The sequence below is a fragment of the Oceanicoccus sp. KOV_DT_Chl genome (assembly GCF_900120175.1).
Classification (GTDB): domain Bacteria; phylum Pseudomonadota; class Gammaproteobacteria; order Pseudomonadales; family Dasaniaceae; genus Oceanicoccus.
Window position 1 is genome coordinate 2,362,593 of record NZ_FQLF01000002.1, and the last position, 17,872, is coordinate 2,380,464.

Genomic DNA, 17,872 nt, shown 5'->3' on the forward strand with positions numbered 1-17,872 from the left:
TGCAAATAAGAGTCGAAGATGTCCCGAATAAAACTCCTTACTCCCAGACTGGCTAACCAGATTGCCGCCGGTGAGGTTGTCGAGCGCCCTGCATCGGTAATAAAAGAATTAGTAGAAAATTGTCTGGACGCTGGTTCTAGTCGTATAGATGTCGACGTAGATGCCGGTGGCGTAAAGCTCATGCGAGTGCGGGATAACGGTGGCGGTATTCAGCAGGATGATATGCCGCTGGCGCTAAGTCGCCATGCGACCAGTAAAATTGTTGAGCTGGAAGATTTAGAAAGAGTGGGGACGCTGGGGTTCAGGGGGGAAGCGCTTGCTAGTATTAGTTCGGTATCCCGGTTGACCATTTTATCCAATACCGCAACCAAGGGTGCGGGTTGGAAGGCTGAAACGGAAGGCCGGGATATGGCTGTTGCAGTTAGCCCTGCGCCACATCCACAAGGGACTACCGTTGAAGTGCGGGATTTATTTTTTAATACGCCGGCACGACGTAAATTTCTACGTACGGAAAAAACCGAATTTGGGCACTTGGAAGAAGTTATTAAACGGCAATCCTTAAGCCGCTTTGATGTGGGCTTTTATTTAAATCACAATGGCAAGGCAATACATGCCCTTAAGCCCTGTGTCAGTCAGTTAGAAAAAGAACGACGGGTAGCCGCGGTCTGTGGTCCGGCATTTATGCAAAATGCTTTGCATATTGATACCGAAGCAGCGGGCTTGCGTTTATGGGGGTGGGTCGCCTTGCCGACCTTTTCGCGTAGCCAAGCGGACTTGCAGCATTTTTATGTGAATGGTCGAGTGATCCGCGATAAGTTAGTTACCCATGCTGTTCGACAAGCTTACCGTGATGTGTTGTTTCACGGTCGTCATCCAGCCTTTGTGCTGTATCTGGAAGTTGACCCATCGATAGTAGATGTCAATGTCCATCCTACTAAGCACGAAGTGCGATTTCGTGATGGTCGTACAGTGCATGATTTTTTATTCCGCAGCTTACATCGATTGTTAGCGGCGGTGCGGCCAGAAGACCAAATGCCCTCAGCCAGTATCGAGTCTGCGCAGTCATCCTTAACCGGTACTGCTGCGGGTGAATTTCAGCAGCAGGAGGTGATGCCGCTGCGACAAGATCAAAATACCAGTTATGCAGGTGTCAGCTATCCGGCTGCAGGAGAGGTGAGGGAGCATCTAAACCATTATGGTTCTTTGTATAGTGGCTCGTCGAGGCCTGGTGATCGTGGGGTAGTGCCTGCTGGGGCTACGGAGTCGGCCGATCAGGGGCAAATACTACCACTGGGTTATGCTTTAGCCCAACTTAAAGGAATTTATATTCTGGCAGAAAATGCTGCAGGTTTGGTGTTGGTAGATATGCATGCAGCGCATGAGCGAATTACCTATGAGCGGATGAAAAGTGCCCGTGAAGGTGAAGGTATTCAGGCGCAGCCATTGCTGGTGCCTGAGTCGATTGCCATAAGTCAGCGCGAAGGAGATTGTGCCGATCAGCATCAAGCAGTTTTTGAAAGTTTAGGTATTAGTTTGGAACGGGCGGGACCTGAAACGTTGCTGGTCAGGCAGCTACCGATAATATTGCAAGGCAGTGATGTTGAACAGTTGGTGCGAGATGTGGTTGCCGACTTATTAGAGCATGGTAGCAGTGATCGTATTCAGTCGCATATCAATGAAATATTATCGACTATGGCTTGTCATGGTTCGGTACGAGCTAATCGTCGTTTAACGATTCCGGAGATGAATTCACTGTTGCGGGATATGGAAGCTACTGAGCGTAGTGGTCAGTGTAATCATGGTCGACCAACCTGGACCCAGATGTCGATTGATCAATTGGATAAATTATTTTTACGAGGTCAGTAGTTACTAATTTTTACTTGAGCTGCCCGTGGATTCAGTTTTTAATGCTGGCTTATTATTTAGGTGATGGATTTCTTGAATAAACCAAAGGTTGTGCAAAGCACCGGTCGATCGCTGATAGGAAAACCCTTGCGTTGCGTGCTATTGGCGGTGTGCTTGTTGTGGTCTTTTCTTGCCGTAGCTGCTGAAAAAGCTAGCGCACCCATTCAGTCGTTGATTCCTACCCGTTTGGAACCCATTCGTTTTCAGCTGCGCTGGCATCATCAGTTTCAGTTTGCAGGTTACTATGCGGCTAAGGAAAAAGGTTTTTATCAGCAAGCTGGTTTTGATGTTACGTTGGTAGCCGGCTCACCTGAACGTCAGCCGGTTACCGAAGTTTTGGCTGGCCGCGCGCAATACGGCGAGGCTAATAGTGAAGTGTTACTCGAACGCTTGCGCGGTACACCCATTGTCGCTTTGGCGGCTATTTTTCAGCATTCCCCTTCGGTTTTGGTTACTTTAAAAAGTTCAGGTATTAAACAACCTGCTGATTTAGTAGGTAAGCGGGTGATGAGTGTAGGGGATGATGCTGACGCTGGTTTTTTAGCAATGTTTCTGGCGCAGAAAATTGACCCCAAGCAGGTTGATATGATTCCCAGCTCTTATCAAATTCAGGATTTGGTTGATGGCAAGGCGGACGCATTTAATTCGTATTTGACTAATGAGCCATTTTATTTAGAAGAGCGCGGCATTGAATATAATCTTATAAATCCTCGTGATTACGGTATCGATTTTTACAGTGACATTTTATTTACTACTGAACAGGAAGTGCAGCGTAATCCAGAGCGTGCAGCTCGATTTAAGCAGGCCACAATTCAGGGTTGGAATTATGCGTTAGCGCACCCCGAAGAAATTATTCAGATAATTCGTAGTAAATATAACAGCAAAAAATCGTTAAACCATATGCGATTTGAGGCTTTGTCTGTACAAGAATTAATAATGCCGCAGTTTGTTGAAGTGGGTTACATGAATCCGCAGCGCTTTGAGCAGATGGCCAATGTTTTTTTGCAGCAGTCAATGGTTGACAATATAGATAAGTTGGCGGGGTTTGTTTTCACTGAAAATAAAAAAATGTCTGATGATGTCATGTCATTGCTGATAACAATATGTATTTTTTTGGTGGCGCTATTTTTGGTGGCGATGCTGCTGGCTTTATTTAATCACCGTTTACAGAATGAAGTGAAGGAAAGGAAGGGGGCTGAGGAAAAGTTAAAAAAATTAGCGGATACCGATCCTCTCACTCAGTTGTTAAATCGTCGGGCTTTTGCTCAGCGTTATAACGAAGAGCTGGCACGAGCGCAGCGTTACAATGACACGTTTAGTATTATTTTAATTGATTTGGACTTTTTCAAAAAAGTAAATGATCGCTATGGGCATGAGGCTGGCGATCGAGTGTTGGCATCGCTTGCGGAACTGTTGCGAAACGATAAACGTGAGACGGATAGTTGTGGGCGTTTTGGTGGTGAGGAGTTTATTTTATTGTTGCCAAAAACCCCTTTGGAAGAAGCGACAGTTTATGCATACCGGCTGTGTGAAAGTATTCGTAATAATTTCGTTAGTTTGCGCGAAGGTGAAGAAATTAATGTGACTGCTTCTGTTGGGGTGGTGGAGTGGCTTCCTGAAGAGCAGGATGAGGCGACAATTATTCGGGCAGACAATTTATTGTATCAAGCCAAGTCGCAAGGGCGTGATCAGGTTGTTGTTTGTACAGGCGATATTTAAGTTGTGAATAGTAAATCACTCCCACCGGCAATTTTTTTAATGGGGCCTACTGCTTCGGGTAAAACCGATTTAGCAATTCAGTTATGTCAACATTTACCCTGTGACATTATCAGTGTTGACTCGGCGTTGATTTATCGAGGTATGGATATTGGCTCAGCCAAACCGTCTGCAGCAGAATTGTTGCAAGCCCCTCATCGTTTGATTGATTTTGTTGACCCGGCCGAAAGTTATTCGGCGGCGGAGTTTCGTGAGGACGCGCTAGCAGCAATGGCAGATATTACTGCGGCGGGTAAAATCCCGCTGCTGGTGGGCGGCACCATGTTGTACTTTAAGGCTTTGTTGGAAGGTTTTGCCGATATGCCAGCAGCCAATGCTGAAATACGCTTGAAAATTGAAGCTGATGCCAAGCACCATGGCTGGCCCTATGTGCATGCCCAGTTAGCGGCAGTTGATCCTGATGCCGCCGCGCGCATCCACCCCAATCACTCACAACGTATCGAGCGGGCATTGGAAGTTTACCGCGCTTCGGGTAAAACTATGACCGCGCTGCATCAGCAGCAATCCAGGGTTGCCTTCCCTTATGACGTCATTCAATTAGCGATTGCCCCTCTTGATCGAACGGTGCTGCACCGCCGTATTGAAAAAAGATTTCGACTAATGATGGAACAGGGCTTGATCGACGAGGTCAGAGTTTTGCGCGCCCGCGGTGATTTGCATTTGGACTTACCGTCTATGCGAGCCGTAGGTTACCGACAGGTCTGGCAGTATTTAGACGGTGAGTTTGATGTTGAGACGATGGTGGAGCGAGGTATTATCGCCACGCGACAATTAGCCAAGCGTCAATTTACCTGGCTAAATGGATGGGCTGATGTGTGTTGGTTGCATACGGATGAACAAGGTTTATTGCTGGCCAGTGATGCTTCCAGGGCGGTGATATCCGATTTGGAAGGGCAGCCACCATTAGCCTTGGCGTTAAAATATGTTAATCGCTTTGTCGCAATCTAACTACCTAAGTTTTTGATATGCGTTATACTGGGGTGGCTTGAAGACTGTAATTGACATTTTCTGTGGTTGTGCTGCGAATCTGCGGGGGATCTAAGGAAGTAGCCGGAGAGGGTTGCGATGTTAATGGCGGTGTTAGCAAAGTTATAAAAAATTAGGTCTCACTATTATTTATTATTGGCTCTATTTGGAGCATTAAGGAGTTTACCATGTCAAAGGGGCATACCTTACAAGACCCTTACTTAAATGTATTACGTAAGGAGCGGGTTCCCGTTTCTATCTATCTCGTCAATGGTATTAAGCTGCAAGGTCAAATTGAGTCCTTCGATCAATTTGTAGTGCTGTTGAAAAATACTGTCAGCCAGATGGTGTATAAGCATGCTATTTCTACCGTGGTTCCATCACGAGTAGTACGGATGCCGATGCCTGATCAGGACGGTGAAGAGTAAGCTCTTTTATTCTTCCGTTATTGCGCTGAGTCTTTCAGGCCTGATGGTATTGGCTACTGGCTGTCGTCGCTTATTGAGGTTTTTCATTGTTTTTTGAGCGTCCCGATGCGGGTGAACGTGCTGTGCTCGTCCATCTTGATATCTATCGTGAAGATGAGCGTGAAAACTCTCGCGAGTTTGAGGAGCTGGCCTTGTCGGCGGGGGCTGATCCCGTGTCGTTTGTCGGCGGTACCCGCAATTCCCCTTCAGCGCGTTATTTTGTGGGCAGTGGTAAGCTGGATGAAATCCGTCAACAAGTACGGTTGTACGAAGCGGAATTAGTGTTATTCAATCACGCGCTGTCCCTAGTCAGGAACGTAACCTGGAAAAAGAGCTGGAGTGCCGGGTATTGGATCGTACCGGTCTAATATTGGATATTTTTGCCCAGCGCGCTCGTACCCATGAAGGAAAGTTACAAGTAGAGTTGGCGCAATTGCAGCATATGTCAACGCGTCTGGTTCGAGGTTGGACGCACTTGGAGCGGCAAAAGGGGTGGTATTGGTCTGCGCGGCCCGGGTGAAACCCAGCTAGAAACCGATCGCCGTTTATTGCGCTTGAGAATCAAAGCAATCACTCAGCGGTTGGATAAAGTCCGTAAACAGCGTGAGCAAAGTCGGCGAGCAAGAGACCGTGCAGATATACCTACGGTTTCCTTGGTGGGTTATACCAATGCCGGGAAATCAACGCTATTTAATGCCCTGACTAATGCTGAGGTCTATGCGGCTGATCAATTATTCGCTACTTTAGACCCGACCTTACGCAAGCTTTCAATTCCGGATTTTGGCCCCATTGTGTTAGTGGATACCGTCGGGTTTATTCGCCATCTACCCCATAAGCTAGTAGACGCCTTTCGAGCGACACTGGAGGAAGCTGCGCAGTCGGACTTGTTGGTGCATGTGATTGATTGTGCCAGTGATGAGCGTGCAGATAATATTGCGCAGGTGGAGGCCGTGCTTAAGGAAATTGGCGCTGAAGATATTCCGTGCCTAGAGGTCTACAACAAAATTGACCTGTTAGGTGCGCAGCCACGTATTGACTATGATCAGGCGGGCAAGCCATTGCGGGTTTGGTTGTCGGCACAAAAGGCTGAAGGTTTTGAGTTGTTATTGGAAAGCTTGGCTCAATGTCTGGGAGATGATTATATCCATGGCGAGCTGACACTTGATGCCGGTCAGGGCGCTTGCGCTCTGCGCTGTATCGGCAGTCGGTGGTAATCAGTGAGAATTACAATGAGCAAGGGTTGCCGGTACTGGAAATTCGTTTACCTAAAGTCGATTTTTACCGCTTGCTAAGCCCTGAAAAGCTGGATCCGGAACAGGTTTTAGCCGGGATGAAGTTGAGATAAGCCCTAACAAAAGTTAACGCGGCGTAGCGGCTAGAAATTTGTTAGACTGCGCGCAGATGTAAAGTGGTTGGCGGCACTACGGTCGCCAACTTATATTCAGTAACAGGAGAATACGATGGCCTGGAATGAACCGGGTGGAGGCAATAACGGCAAGGATCCTTGGGGTAGTGGCGATCAAGGCCCACCAGATCTGGACGAAGCCTTCAAAAAACTACAGCAAAAACTTAACAGCATGTTCGGTGGGGGTGGCTCTAAAGGTACTGGCGGTGGTTCTGCCGGCGCTGATATTAGTGGCAGCTTTATCGTACTGATTCTATTGGTGCTGGGATTAATTTGGGCGGCGATGGGCATTTATCAGATCGATGAAAAAGATCGTGCCGTGGTGCTCCGCTTTGGTAAGTATTTAGATACCTATGGCCCGGGGCTGCACTGGAATCCGCCTTTAGTTGATAACAAAACCATTGTTAGTGTAACTGAGGAGCGCCAGTATTCTTCTCGCGGTTTGATGCTGACTAAAGATGAGAATATTGTTGAGTCGCCATTAACTGTGCAATACAACGTTGCTGACCCGAAGGCTTTTGCCCTTAATGTGCGCACTCCCGAATTAAGTCTTGAACAGGCAACAGACAGCGCTTTGCGTCATGTGGTTGGCAGCAGCACTTTGGATGACGTTGTTTCTATCGGCCGAGAGCAAATCAGTGTCGATGTACAGGTCCGATTGCAAGAATACCTTGATAATTACGGTACCGGTATACAGATTGTTAAAGTCAATATTCAAGAAGCCAAGCCACCTGCTGAGGTCAAAGAAGCATACGATGACGTTATCAAGGCACGAGAAGATCAGGAGCGTGTGATCAATGAGGCGCAGGCCTACTCTAACGGTGTCATCCCCGAGGCCCGTGGTAGAGCGCAGCGCATCATTGAAGAAGCTAACGGTTATAAAGCCAAGGTGATTGTCGAGGCAAAGGGTGAAGCGAACCGTTTCGAAAATTTGTTGACCGAATATAGAAAGGCGCCAGAAGTCACTCGAGAGCGTTTATATCTTGATGCTGTGCAGGCGTCATGAGTAATAGCTCGAAAGTGTTAGTGGATATTGAAGGCGGTAATAATATGTTGTATTTGCCACTAGATAAAATCACTCAACAACGTGCTGCCAGCTCAGCAACCAACAATGCTATGTCTAGCGCCAATATCAGTGATATTGCTGACGAGGTGATTAAAAAAATACGTCGTGAACAAGCTGCTAACCGCGGCAGGGAGGCTCGCTAATGAATAAATTAATCCCTGTAGTGATTGCGTTGTTTTTATTGGTCATTATTGCTGACAGCACTTTGTATGTAGTGATGGAAACCGAGCGGGCAGTTAAGCTGCGGTTCGGTCGTTTAGTTGAAACCGACGTACAGCCTGGCCTGCATATTAAAATGCCGCTGGCGGATGATGTTCGTAAGTTTGATAGTCGGGTAATAACACTGGACGCGCAGCCGGAAAGTTTCCTTACAGCAGAGAAGAAGCGCTTGATCGTTGATTCCTATGTTAAGTGGAAAATTGCTGATGTGGATACTTACTACAAGGCCACGGGTGGTAATGAATCACAGGCGATGAACCGTTTAGCCAAGCGAGTTAATGATGGCCTGCGTAATCAGTTTGGTACTCGCACCTTGCACGAAGTGGTGTCAGGACAGCGCGATGAGTTAATGAAGGCCATCAAAGATGACCTGAATGCGCGTGTTGGTAGCAGCCTGGGTGTGGAAGTTGTTGATGTGCGGGTCAAGCGTATTGACCTACCTTCTGAAGTCAGTGGCGCGTATTTCGCCGGATGCAGGCTGAGCGGGAAAAAGAAGCTCGTGAATTACGTTCGCAGGGTTTGGAGCAGGCTGAGAAGATTCGTTCATCCGCCGAGCGTGAAAAAACCATCATTGAAGCTACCGCTTTTAGTGAGTCTGAGCAATTACGAGGTCAGGGCGATGCGGAGGCAGCGGCAACTTATGCGGCTGCCTATAACAAAGATCCTGAGTTTTATGCTTTTGTACGCAGTCTGAATGCCTATCGCACAGCCTTCAGTGACAAGAGCGATATTATGTTAGTGGACCCGCAGAGCGACTTCTTCAAGTACCTGAACGATAGCAAGGCGGGGCGTTAATATTTACGACTACTTTTTAGCCTTGCGGGGCGCCTCAGAGGTTACCCCGCAGTAAATTGTGGTATCATACGATAACCGGGCAGTTTCATGGATTCGATCGAGAAATCATGAGGTTGCGCGGTTTTTTTGTGTTTGGCCTACTTCTATTGCTACCAGCAGGTGCGCTCAATGTGGCACGACTTAATTACGGCTCTCAGTTTAGTGTTGGTAATTGAGGGGTAATGCCGTTTTTAAGCCCTGATACTGCGCGTAAAACGGCGTGGAATATTACCCGGCTCGATAATCGCACATTGCGAATTATAGGGTTGTTCAGCATGCTGGCCGGAGTCGGTATACTGCATTTTTTGAATGGATAAGCTCTGTTAACGGTGTGCCATGTGGCCCCACTACAATCTAGTTTGGATCTATTATGACCATAGCTGACCGCTGGTTATTACCTGATGGTGTTGAGGAATTGTTGCCTGCGCAAGCAGCGCAAGCTGAATCGTTGCGGCGTAAATTATTAGACCTGTATCGCAGCTGGGGATACGAGTTAGTGATTCCCCATTAATTGAATACACCGAATCGTTACTGGTTGGTTTGGGTCATGATGTGGATATTCAAACCTTTAAAGTTATTGATCAGCTCAGTGGCCGCACTATGGGGATTCGCGCTGATATTACCGCCCAGACAGCTCGGATCGATGCTCACAGCCTAAATCGTGAAGGCCCGGTACGCTTGTGCTATGCCGGTAGTGTGTTGCATACCAAGCCCAAAACCTTAATGGGCTCACGCTCACCGATACAATTAGGCGCAGAGCTGTATGGTGACGATAGTCTGAGTAGTGATATCGAAGTGATCTGTTTAATGTTGGAAACCCTGAAAGTCAGTGGTGTTACCAACATTACTTTGGACTTGGGCATGTCGGTATTTATCGTGCATTAATCGAGCAGGCGGGTTTGGAGGGTGAGGCGGCGCAGGACTTATTTGATGCCTTGCAACGTAAAGCCAGTGCTGAAATTGAGACGGCAATCAACAATAGTGTGAGTGATAGCACGGTAGCTAATCGGTTGCGCGCATTGAGCCAGCTCAATGGTGGCGCTGAAGTGTTGGCTGTTGCAAGTCAGCAGTTAGCGGGAGCGCCGGCAGCAGTTGCTCAGGCGATTGCTGCGCTGCAGCAGGCGGCTGAGCAAATCAGTGCACGTATGCCTGAAGTGAATTTATATTTCGATTTAAGTGAATTGCGCGGTTATCACTACCACACCGGTTTGGTTTTCGCAGCGCTTGCGCCCGGGCATGGTCAGGCAGTTGCCAATGGTGGGCGTTACGATGATATTGGCGAGGTGTTTGGACGAGCGCGTCCGGCCACAGGTTTTAATACGGATTTAAAAGCCTTGCTGAATTATATGCCCGCCGCTGCAAGTCAGGAGGAGGACGGTATTTTTGCGCCGGATGCTGGTGACTTGAGCGCGCAAGAAAGTTTGTCATTGTGGAAGGCGGTGCAGGCGTTGCGTGCAGATGGTGAGCGGGTAGTGGCGGGTTTGTCCGGTCAAGTCGCCACCGCTGACTGTCGTCGTCAATTAATCTTACAGCAGGGCCAATGGACTGTTGAATCCATCTAGTGTCCGCTAAAACGGGCGCTGAATATTAATATTCTTAGAATTATTCGAGTAATGTAATGAGTAAAAATGTAGTGATTTTAGGCACCCAGTGGGGTGATGAAGGCAAAGGCAAGATTGTTGATTTGCTAACTGATCAGGCGGATATTGTCGCTCGTTTTCAAGGTGGACATAACGCTGGCCACACCCTTGTAATCGACGGAGAAAAAACCGTATTGCATTTAATTCCCTCTGGAATTTTGCGTGCTGATGTGAGTTGTGTCATTGGCAACGGTGTGGTGTTGTCACCCGAAGCATTGTTAAAAGAAATTGCCGAGCTGGAAGAAAAAAATGTCCCTGTACGCGAACGCTTATTGTTAAGCCCTGCATGTCCGCTAATTTTGCCTTACCATATTGCCTTGGATCAGGCGCGTGAGCAGGCCAAAGGTGAAGCAAAAATTGGCACTACTGGTCGTGGCATTGGCCCGGCCTATGAAGATAAAGTAGCTCGACGTGGCGTGCGCTTGGGTGATTTATTACATCCCGAACGTTTCGCGAGCAAGTTAAAAGAAGTGATGGAGTTACATAACTTCCAGCTGACCCAATATTACAAAGTCGATGCAATAGACTACCAAACCGTTTTAGATGAAGCGCTAACCATGGCGGAGCAAATAAAACCGATGATCGCGGATGTGACCGGGATGCTGCACGATTATCGTGAAGCGGGTAAAAATATATTATTTGAGGGGGCCCAAGGTTCTCTGCTGGATATCGATCACGGTACTTACCCTTTTGTAACGTCTTCAAATACTACAGCTGGCGGTACTGCAACCGGTAGCGGTTTTGGTCCGCTGTATTTGGATTATGTATTAGGCATTACCAAAGCGTATACCACCCGAGTCGGATCAGGTCCTTTCCCCACCGAATTGTTTGATGATGTCGGTAAGCACTTGGCGTCCAAAGGACATGAGTTCGGTGCAACGACCGGCCGTCCGCGTCGCTGTGGTTGGTTTGATGCTGTGGCGCTGCGTCAGGCCGTGCGGATCAATAGTATTTCCGGAATCTGCCTGACTAAGCTGGATGTGTTAGATGGGCTGAATACGATTAAAGTCTGTGTGGCCTATCATGATAAAGAGGGTAATGTTGCGCCAACGCCGGTAGATGCCGATGACTATGAGCGTCTGGTGCCAGTTTACGAAGAGGTTTCAGGTTGGTCTGAGTCCACTATCGGTGCCAAAACTCTGGAGCAATTACCTGTTGCAGCACGTGCCTACATACAGCGTTTGGAAGAATTGGTTGGAGCGCCAATTGATATTGTTTCGACTGGCCCTGATCGCGTAGAAACTATTGTGTTGCGTCACCCTTTCGATTGAAGTCAGTTTTAGATCGGAATAAAAAAACCAGCCTTGAGCTGGTTTTTTTATTGTAAAAATCAGGGCTCTCCTATGACTCTGTCTTTACCCTGGTTTTTAGCCTGATACATATACTTATCCACCCGGTCAAAAAACGCATCGGCAGTTTCGTCAGTACGAAGACAAGAAACACCAATAGATACTGTTAGTCGGCCTATAATTTTTCCACTGGAGCCGGTGGTTAGTTGTCTGGCAGAAACGGCCTGTCGCAAGTTCTCAGCTACTTTTTGTGCGCCTTCAAAGGAAGTGTTAGGTAGTACTATTGCAAACTCTTCTCCGCCATAACGAGCGATAATATCGTTTCCACGAATTGATTTACTAAAAGTCGAGGCGGCGAACTTTAATATTTTATCACCGACCTGATGGCCAAAGTTATCGTTGACAAGTTTGAAGTCATCAAGATCTAAAACTATGAGTGCACAACTAATATTATCGGATTGCGCTTGTTGCATAGCTTCGTTAATCGCGACATCAAATCCGCGGCGGTTTAGTACCTGAGTGAGTGCATCGGTCGAGGCTTCACTGCCTAGACGATTTACGTCTTCTCGTAGCGATGAAACTTCATCCGTTAGATCATGCAATGTACTGGCAATGCTGGTACTGGTATCGCGCACTCGTTTAGCTTCTTCGGTGATCCGAGAGACGATTGCTTTAACTTCTTTGATATCAGGGTTGTGTTCTAGCCTATCCATACATTGAGCCAGTGTATCGCACATTTGCGTGGATGATTGATCCCATACTTTTAAATTGTCGACCATTACCGTTAACATTCGGCTGATGGCGATGCTGGTGTCATCGACACTGCGTTGGTCTTCGGTGGCGATATGCTGCAGAAATAATTTTTTACAAAGCGCTTCAGTAATGGTTTGCTGTTGGCAAATTAGGTTGTCTATATCTTGATTCAGATTAGCGATGGTGCCCGTTGCATACTCGAACCATAAGCGGTAGTTATCAGGGGTAGCCAGTAATTTATGATTATCGATATTCTCAAGTGCTGAGTTCTTAAGTAGCTTGGCTTGAATTTTGTTATGCATAGTCAGCGGTTGTTCCTTACTGATGCTAGATTACTGGCGGTGGCATGGTGTTGGTTGACAGTATAGTTGCTAGCACGAAGTAAATGATCATCAAGGCACCCGCTAAAGTGTAGTCCTCAGCGACTACCCGTCGACATTCTACCTAGGCTTTGCTGTGCTTGCACTAACGGATATGCAAAATTTGAATCAAGCTTGGGCAGCTACGGCTACGGTCTAATGTATTCATATGAAGTATTAATAACCGGTCTAATCGCCAAATCTAATAATAACTACCAGCTGCAGGCAATTATCCGGATATAGTGATCTTCGTTTATTGGTCAGGTATCCCGACCGCTGGCACGCTCATAAGTCATCTATTACTTCTATCCTGACTTTAGCTTAGGTCGCAGTTGCGGCATACATTGACAGCTATACTTGCTGGATTGCCCTTATTTTGAACCCTTTCGTTGCGTAATACGACAAAACCATAACAAAGCGATACAGCCAATTCTTAAAGAGATTGAGGCGCAGTGTTAGAGCGCGATCGCTGATTGCCCATAGAAAGAATAGTCATTTAGGATGTAACGAATGCAGATTAATTCACTAGAAAAAAGGGTTACCTATAACTCATGTTCAATCGTATTATGCATTTTATTGATGTGTAGCAGCGTGGTTTCGATCGCTGATAGCTTGATGATAAACACTGTGGCACTGGAATTTGATGATAACAATAATATAGTGATGGCAGGACTGAATGAGAACTTACAGGCAAAACTAACTGTAGTGTATAGCGGGGTGGGTTTACTTGAAGGACGCTGGTTAGTGGCAGAGCCAGGCAGTACCGAAGCTCAACCTATTTACCGGACATTAAAGCTGGTTCGTCAAAATTTAAATACTAAGCAGCGCAGTTTTATTGAAAGTCCGGAATTGCCCACAAATCGAGCAGGTAAGTATTTACTGCAGTTCTGTGTAACCAATCGTCTATTGGATGAAAGTCGCACCGAACAGCACAGATTGTGCCCTAACGAAAAATTGGTAGCGCAAGCGTATTATCAGGTGGGTGGGGTTGAGATTGACGCGCTGCCAGAAGTAGAAGCGAATAAAAATTAATATTATTTCGGAGTGAACCGATTTACCCATTTCAACGACTCATCATCGGAATCGAGGCCAAAGCCTAATAATAAGTGTTGCTGCGAGTAAAGACTGAGAATCGATTGCAGCTATATTGCAGCTATAATTGCTACGACGAGGAAGAGGAATGCCCCTAAGTACACTAAAAAAATACCTGACAGTTGGCTTGTTCAGTCTTGGGTCAAGCGTTGTGTTGGCACAAGGGGGGATGGCGGTCAGAGCTGATCAGCAAAATCTGGCCATCGAGTTATCGCAAGTTGTGCCCGCTGAGGGACAGCGAACAATTGCAGTTGAGCTGGATGGTTATGATATTTCAGCCTTCAGCCAAGTTGATGGTAATAGCCTCAATATCCAGTTACAGACACCTTTGGCACCGGGTGAACACTCTTTAGTAGTACTGATGTTTTTAGCCAATGGTGATATTGAGCAATTATTGGATCAGCGATTATCGGTTTCTTCCGCTGGGGGAGTCAGCAGTGAGTGGCAAGCTAACGCTAGCTTAAGTAGCAGTTACCGCATGGATCAAAAGGAAAATATAGATTATGCCGGCGTGAAGCACTTTTCCAGCAATGGTGGTTTGAGTGTAAGAGGCAGAGAGCAGCGCGGTAAATGGCAGTTGGAAACGGAAGTCGATGCGCTCTATGACTCGGTCAGCGAAAATAACCCGGATAGCGATGAGTGGGCCTTGCCGCATTATCGTTTAGCGGCAACGTATCAAGGTGATGCTACTTCCTCGCAGCTGAATTTGGGTAATATCGCGATTGCCAGAGAGGATTTATTATTCTCGGCATTTCAGCGGCGTGGCGCTACAGCCAGCATTGCCGGAGCTGAAGGTAATTATAAAATCGGTGTTTTTGGTATTCAGTCTGAAGTTACTACACGCTATGACGGTGATTTATTGCTGCCGGAAAATAGCAGTAGCGGAATTACTGGCATTACTACCACAGTTGCGGTGTTAGACGAATATTTGCAAGTGAGTGCAGCATACATTGATGGCGAAACCAGTTTGGGCGGCGCCGGCTATCTTAGCTTTGACGATCCCACCATCTATGGGGGCGATAGCTGGAATGTGGCAGTCGACTCCCGTTGGCTGAACCGCAGTGTGGCCTTGCATTTGGAATATGCTGAATCAGAATTTGATAGCGATGGTATCGATATAGGCCTTAAAGCAAAAGCTGATGATGCCACGCAAGCGATGTTACAGCTAAACTCTGATGGTGATTTAGGTGCGGGCTGGTTTGATTACTGGTCGGGATATTTACAATACCAATCAGTGGGCGCCGATTATTACAGTTTGGGTAATCTGTCTATTCCCGGCGACTTGGAAATGACGCGGATTTTTTTCCAGGGTGGTTTCTATGGTATCGCTATTGATATGGAGTGGTCGCAGGAAAAAAATAATTTAGATGATGAGGTGTTTCTAGCTACTCAAACGTTAGAACGCAAAGGTTTAGCGCTAACCTACTCCCCGATGAATATTAATCCGGATGGGTGGCTGTGGGGAGCCATTGGTAGTCCTTCGGTAATGGCCAGTTTTTATCGTGCAGACCATAGCCAGCCTGATCAGGAAGCGTCGATAGTGGGTTATGATTTAGATAATCGCAACGATGAAACGGGTATTACGTTAATGTTCGCTCGCCCGACCTGGAACTGGAGTGTGCAGCATCAATTAATTGAGCAGGAAGATTACTCGGTAGAAGTGATTCAGTTTGGTTACCTGATGTATCAGCCACCTTCTGATACGCGTAATGAATTAACGGCATTGCAATTAGGGTGGGTGCCAAATGAACGAGCCTCCATTAATTTGTTAATGCAGTGGAGTAAGCAGTCTGAAACAGATTTTAATAATGATTATCGTAACCGGAATTACGGTGTTGATGCTTTCTTGCAAATTATTCCCGAAAAATTGACCTTAATGCTTAATTATAATCAAGGTATAGACAGTAGCCGCTTAAGTCAGGTGGGCTTTATTGAGGATGATTTTAAATCGCAATTTGGAAATGCGCAGCTAAGTTGGCATGCGTTACAAGCTTATGGATCAAACCCGGGCATAGATTTCTATGTGAGGGGTAGTTACGGTAAGCAAGATAATCGGGCTTTCGAGCAAGTGAATGAACAGTGGTCAGCGCATTTTGGCGTGGAATTACAATGGGCCGCAGGAGGCCAATAATGAAAATAGTATCCTTCAGAATTTTATTATCGATGGCCTTGTTATTGGCCGTAGGCAATGCGTTTGCAGCCATGACTGGTGCCAGTGTGTCGCCCTCCCAAAGGACATTGTCGGATACAGGCAATAATATATTTTCGGTGAGTTGGACTGTCGCTACAGATGGACGGACTGCGGTTAATGTTATGTCACCAAATGCGAGTTTAACTCGTGGTGCAACCCCTTTGGGTACGACTGGCAGCCTGTTTTCTAATACCGGTGTCGGGCCTTTTGTGTTCAATGAAATATTTCAATCAGTGCTAGTCTAGTGAGTAGTTGGCAGGCTCAGGGTTTTAGTAGTGTGCAGTTAAGTCGAGTGTTTACTGACGCGGCAACGGGGGCACAAGTAACAGCAAGCATGAACTTATTGGTGCCAGCTGTTGTTACTCCACCACCCGTATCAGTGTCCGCAATTATTAGCGCTAGCCCAACACCTGCTCAGTTTTCATTGGTAGCAACCACTAATAATACTTTGCGTTTAACCTGGAGGGTTACTGCAGATCCTGCTCATCAAGGTGGCGTGTTTTTCTACTAGTGCGAGTTTGATTAATAGTAATGGCGGTGCGTTACTAGGTAATGCGGGTGTGTCGCTTAATGCCGGTGGTTCCGGACCATTCACCTTGAGTGAAACTATTAACATCAGTTCCAGCCAGATAAGTAGCTGGCAAAATCAGGGGGTTCAGCGGGTGCTGTTACGCAGAGTTTTTGATGCGCCTGGCGCCACCTCTACTGCTAGCGCCCAAGTACAGTTGGTAGTACCGGTGCGAGCCAATTTTCAGGGCGCGCGCGTTTCTCCCACGCAGCGCCAACTGTTTGCAACACAGGATAATTTCTTTAATGCCAACTGGCAGATCGTGGCAGGAAACGGCTATAACAACGTGTGGTTTCCAATTTTGCTCGGGTGATTAATCCTGCCAATGGTTCGGAGTTGACTAGAATTAGTCAAAATCTTTCTGCCACCGGTGGTGGGCCTTTCCTCTTTTCTGAGTCGATCAGTCTTGATGCCTCTGGTGCAAACATGGGTTAGCCAAAGGGCTTAGCCGGGTGGTATTGGAGCGTACTTTTAATGATCCGATTGGTGGAGCCAGTACTCAAACAACGATGGTATTAATGTTGAGTCGTAGTAACTTAAAAGCGGTACGTAATTCGGTCACAGGCGGTTTATCTATTCTGGGGTTGCGACTTGAGTTTGAATCCGGCAATAATCTTGCTGTTACCATGATCGATTCTCCCTTGAAGGCCAGGCTAACGGTTATCCATAGTGGCTCCGGTTTACTGGAAGGGCGCTGGCAGATTGCCGAGCCTGGCAGCTCGGAGGGCAACCCGATGTATCGCACGCTGTCCTTGGTGCGTCAAAATTTAGTGGCCAATCAGCGCAGTGTTGTGCAAAGTCCTGAGTTGCCTGCACTGAGGGCGGGGAAATATCTGATGCGTTTTTGTGTCAGTAATCGTGAGTTAATTGAAGACGACGCTGTAATCACCGATAGCCAGTGCCCAATGGAAAGTTTAATTGTCACCGCTGCGTATCAAGTACAGGAAGCCGCAGCAGGCTCGATGCCGGTAGGGGCAAGTATTCAAGGTTTGAGCCCTAACCAGCAAGCGGTTGATGCCACCACTCCTTTTAGCTGGCCGGCGGTAGCGGGAGCCAGCAGCTATCAGTTACAGTTATTCGCATTGGCGAGTACCGAAGCGGCACTACCCAGCTCAAAGCTGGAGAATAAAAAGGTCGAACCCAGGTTTGTTACCGGCATGGTGATCCCAGCCACCAGCACCAGTACTACTTTATCGAAGTTGGTAAAAATCAGGCTACAGGTTAATCAGCGCTACTTATGGCGTATCACTGCCCACGATACCAAGGGTAAAATGATTGCTATCAGTGCCGAGCCAACGTTTATCTATCGGCCAGAAAAAGAATAAAGAAATACTAAAGGGTT

The 17,872-nt window shown here is 47.0% G+C and carries 16 protein-coding genes and 4 pseudogenes; 19 read left to right on the top strand and 1 reads right to left on the bottom strand.

Annotated elements, in window-relative coordinates; translation table 11 throughout:
* The first annotated feature begins 18 nt into the window (after positions 1-18).
* From mutL to UNITIG_RS15005, 13 genes and pseudogenes are all read left to right on the top strand, one after another.
* Positions 19-1,866, top strand: coding sequence for a DNA mismatch repair endonuclease MutL (mutL, locus tag UNITIG_RS14960; protein WP_101759108.1), 1,848 nt, complete (start codon positions 19-21; stop codon positions 1,864-1,866).
* Positions 1,867-1,938: 72 nt separating this feature from the next.
* A complete protein-coding gene (locus UNITIG_RS14965) occupies positions 1,939-3,624 on the top strand; it encodes a GGDEF domain-containing protein (RefSeq protein ID WP_159931169.1) in 1,686 nt (561 codons plus the stop codon).
* A gap of 39 nt (positions 3,625-3,663) precedes the next feature.
* The gene (gene miaA / locus UNITIG_RS14970; protein WP_101759299.1) at positions 3,664-4,629 is read left to right on the top strand and encodes a tRNA (adenosine(37)-N6)-dimethylallyltransferase MiaA; all 966 of its coding nucleotides are present in this window, start codon (positions 3,664-3,666) and stop codon (positions 4,627-4,629) included.
* 206 nt (positions 4,630-4,835) lie between these two features.
* Positions 4,836-5,075 (top strand): RNA chaperone Hfq, encoded by a 240-nt coding sequence (gene hfq / locus UNITIG_RS14975; protein WP_101759110.1) that lies wholly within the window; start codon positions 4,836-4,838, stop codon positions 5,073-5,075.
* A 212-nt stretch (positions 5,076-5,287) separates the two neighbouring features.
* Positions 5,288-5,439 (top strand): annotated as a pseudogene (locus UNITIG_RS25655) (GTPase HflX); the annotation flags it as partial.
* A gap of 24 nt (positions 5,440-5,463) precedes the next feature.
* Positions 5,464-5,634, top strand: coding sequence for a hypothetical protein (locus tag UNITIG_RS25660; RefSeq protein ID WP_369809204.1), 171 nt, complete (start codon positions 5,464-5,466; stop codon positions 5,632-5,634).
* The gene (hflX, locus tag UNITIG_RS25665) at positions 5,618-6,328 is read left to right on the top strand and encodes a GTPase HflX (RefSeq protein WP_369809205.1); all 711 of its coding nucleotides are present in this window, start codon (positions 5,618-5,620) and stop codon (positions 6,326-6,328) included. The genes UNITIG_RS25660 and hflX overlap by 17 nt, the downstream gene beginning before the upstream one ends.
* A complete protein-coding gene (locus tag UNITIG_RS25670) occupies positions 6,295-6,459 on the top strand; it encodes a hypothetical protein (RefSeq protein WP_235015410.1) in 165 nt (54 codons plus the stop codon). Before hflX ends, UNITIG_RS25670 begins: the two co-directional genes overlap by 34 nt.
* Before the next feature lie 115 nt (positions 6,460-6,574).
* Positions 6,575-7,728: pseudogene (hflK, locus tag UNITIG_RS14985) on the top strand (FtsH protease activity modulator HflK).
* Positions 7,728-8,599: pseudogene (gene hflC / locus UNITIG_RS14990) on the top strand (protease modulator HflC). The pseudogenes hflK and hflC overlap by 1 nt, the downstream one beginning before the upstream one ends.
* Positions 8,600-8,820: 221 nt before the next feature.
* Positions 8,821-8,955, top strand: a complete 135-nt coding sequence (locus tag UNITIG_RS14995; protein WP_235015411.1) for a DUF2065 domain-containing protein — start codon at positions 8,821-8,823, stop codon at positions 8,953-8,955.
* 53 nt (positions 8,956-9,008) lie between these two features.
* Positions 9,009-10,200 (top strand): annotated as a pseudogene (locus UNITIG_RS15000) (ATP phosphoribosyltransferase regulatory subunit).
* Between the two features lie 56 nt (positions 10,201-10,256).
* Entirely contained in the window at positions 10,257-11,549 is a 1,293-nt protein-coding gene (locus tag UNITIG_RS15005; RefSeq protein WP_101759111.1) for an adenylosuccinate synthase, read from the top strand.
* A gap of 59 nt (positions 11,550-11,608) precedes the next feature.
* Here UNITIG_RS15005 and UNITIG_RS15010 read toward each other — a convergent pair whose 3' ends face one another.
* A complete protein-coding gene (locus UNITIG_RS15010) occupies positions 11,609-12,622 on the bottom strand; it encodes a GGDEF domain-containing protein (RefSeq protein ID WP_101759112.1) in 1,014 nt (337 codons plus the stop codon).
* 672 nt (positions 12,623-13,294) lie between these two features.
* On the opposite strand from UNITIG_RS15010, the gene UNITIG_RS15015 reads away from it, so the two are divergent.
* The 6 genes from UNITIG_RS15015 to UNITIG_RS15040 all read left to right on the top strand — a co-directional run bounded on the left by UNITIG_RS15015 (position 13,295) and on the right by UNITIG_RS15040 (position 17,855).
* A complete protein-coding gene (locus UNITIG_RS15015; RefSeq protein ID WP_145999183.1) occupies positions 13,295-13,711 on the top strand; it encodes a hypothetical protein in 417 nt (138 codons plus the stop codon).
* 148 nt (positions 13,712-13,859) lie between these two features.
* Positions 13,860-15,902 carry a hypothetical protein gene (locus UNITIG_RS15020; protein WP_145999184.1) on the top strand — a complete coding sequence of 681 codons (2,043 nt, stop codon included), beginning with the start codon at positions 13,860-13,862 and terminating at the stop codon, positions 15,900-15,902.
* Positions 15,902-16,207: a hypothetical protein gene (locus UNITIG_RS15025; RefSeq protein WP_101759115.1), complete on the top strand. Its 306-nt coding sequence runs from the start codon at positions 15,902-15,904 to the stop codon at positions 16,205-16,207. Before UNITIG_RS15020 ends, UNITIG_RS15025 begins: the two co-directional genes overlap by 1 nt.
* Positions 16,207-16,473, top strand: coding sequence for a hypothetical protein (locus tag UNITIG_RS15030; RefSeq protein WP_101759116.1), 267 nt, complete (start codon positions 16,207-16,209; stop codon positions 16,471-16,473). The genes UNITIG_RS15025 and UNITIG_RS15030 overlap by 1 nt, the downstream gene beginning before the upstream one ends.
* 7 nt (positions 16,474-16,480) lie before the next feature.
* Complete coding sequence (locus UNITIG_RS15035; RefSeq protein ID WP_101759117.1) at positions 16,481-16,843, top strand: hypothetical protein; 363 nt, start codon at positions 16,481-16,483, stop codon at positions 16,841-16,843.
* A 145-nt stretch (positions 16,844-16,988) separates the two neighbouring features.
* Positions 16,989-17,855 (top strand): hypothetical protein, encoded by an 867-nt coding sequence (locus tag UNITIG_RS15040; protein WP_101759118.1) that lies wholly within the window; start codon positions 16,989-16,991, stop codon positions 17,853-17,855.
* Positions 17,856-17,872: the final 17 nt, after the last annotated feature.

Excerpts from the sequence above, each read along its gene's own strand:
- mutL (WP_101759108.1), top strand. The coding sequence starts at position 19 with ATGTCCCGAATAAAACTCCTTACTCCCAGACTGGCTAACCAGATTGCC.
- miaA (WP_101759299.1), top strand. The coding sequence starts at position 3,664 with ATGGGGCCTACTGCTTCGGGTAAAACCGATTTAGCAATTCAGTTATGT.
- hfq (WP_101759110.1), top strand. The coding sequence starts at position 4,836 with ATGTCAAAGGGGCATACCTTACAAGACCCTTACTTAAATGTATTACGT.
- UNITIG_RS14995 (WP_235015411.1), top strand. The coding sequence starts at position 8,821 with ATGCCGTTTTTAAGCCCTGATACTGCGCGTAAAACGGCGTGGAATATT.
- UNITIG_RS15005 (WP_101759111.1), top strand. The coding sequence starts at position 10,257 with ATGAGTAAAAATGTAGTGATTTTAGGCACCCAGTGGGGTGATGAAGGC.
- UNITIG_RS15010 (WP_101759112.1), bottom strand. The coding sequence starts at position 12,622 with ATGCATAACAAAATTCAAGCCAAGCTACTTAAGAACTCAGCACTTGAG.
- UNITIG_RS15015 (WP_145999183.1), top strand. The coding sequence starts at position 13,295 with ATGATAAACACTGTGGCACTGGAATTTGATGATAACAATAATATAGTG.
- UNITIG_RS15020 (WP_145999184.1), top strand. The coding sequence starts at position 13,860 with ATGCCCCTAAGTACACTAAAAAAATACCTGACAGTTGGCTTGTTCAGT.
- UNITIG_RS15025 (WP_101759115.1), top strand. The coding sequence starts at position 15,902 with ATGAAAATAGTATCCTTCAGAATTTTATTATCGATGGCCTTGTTATTG.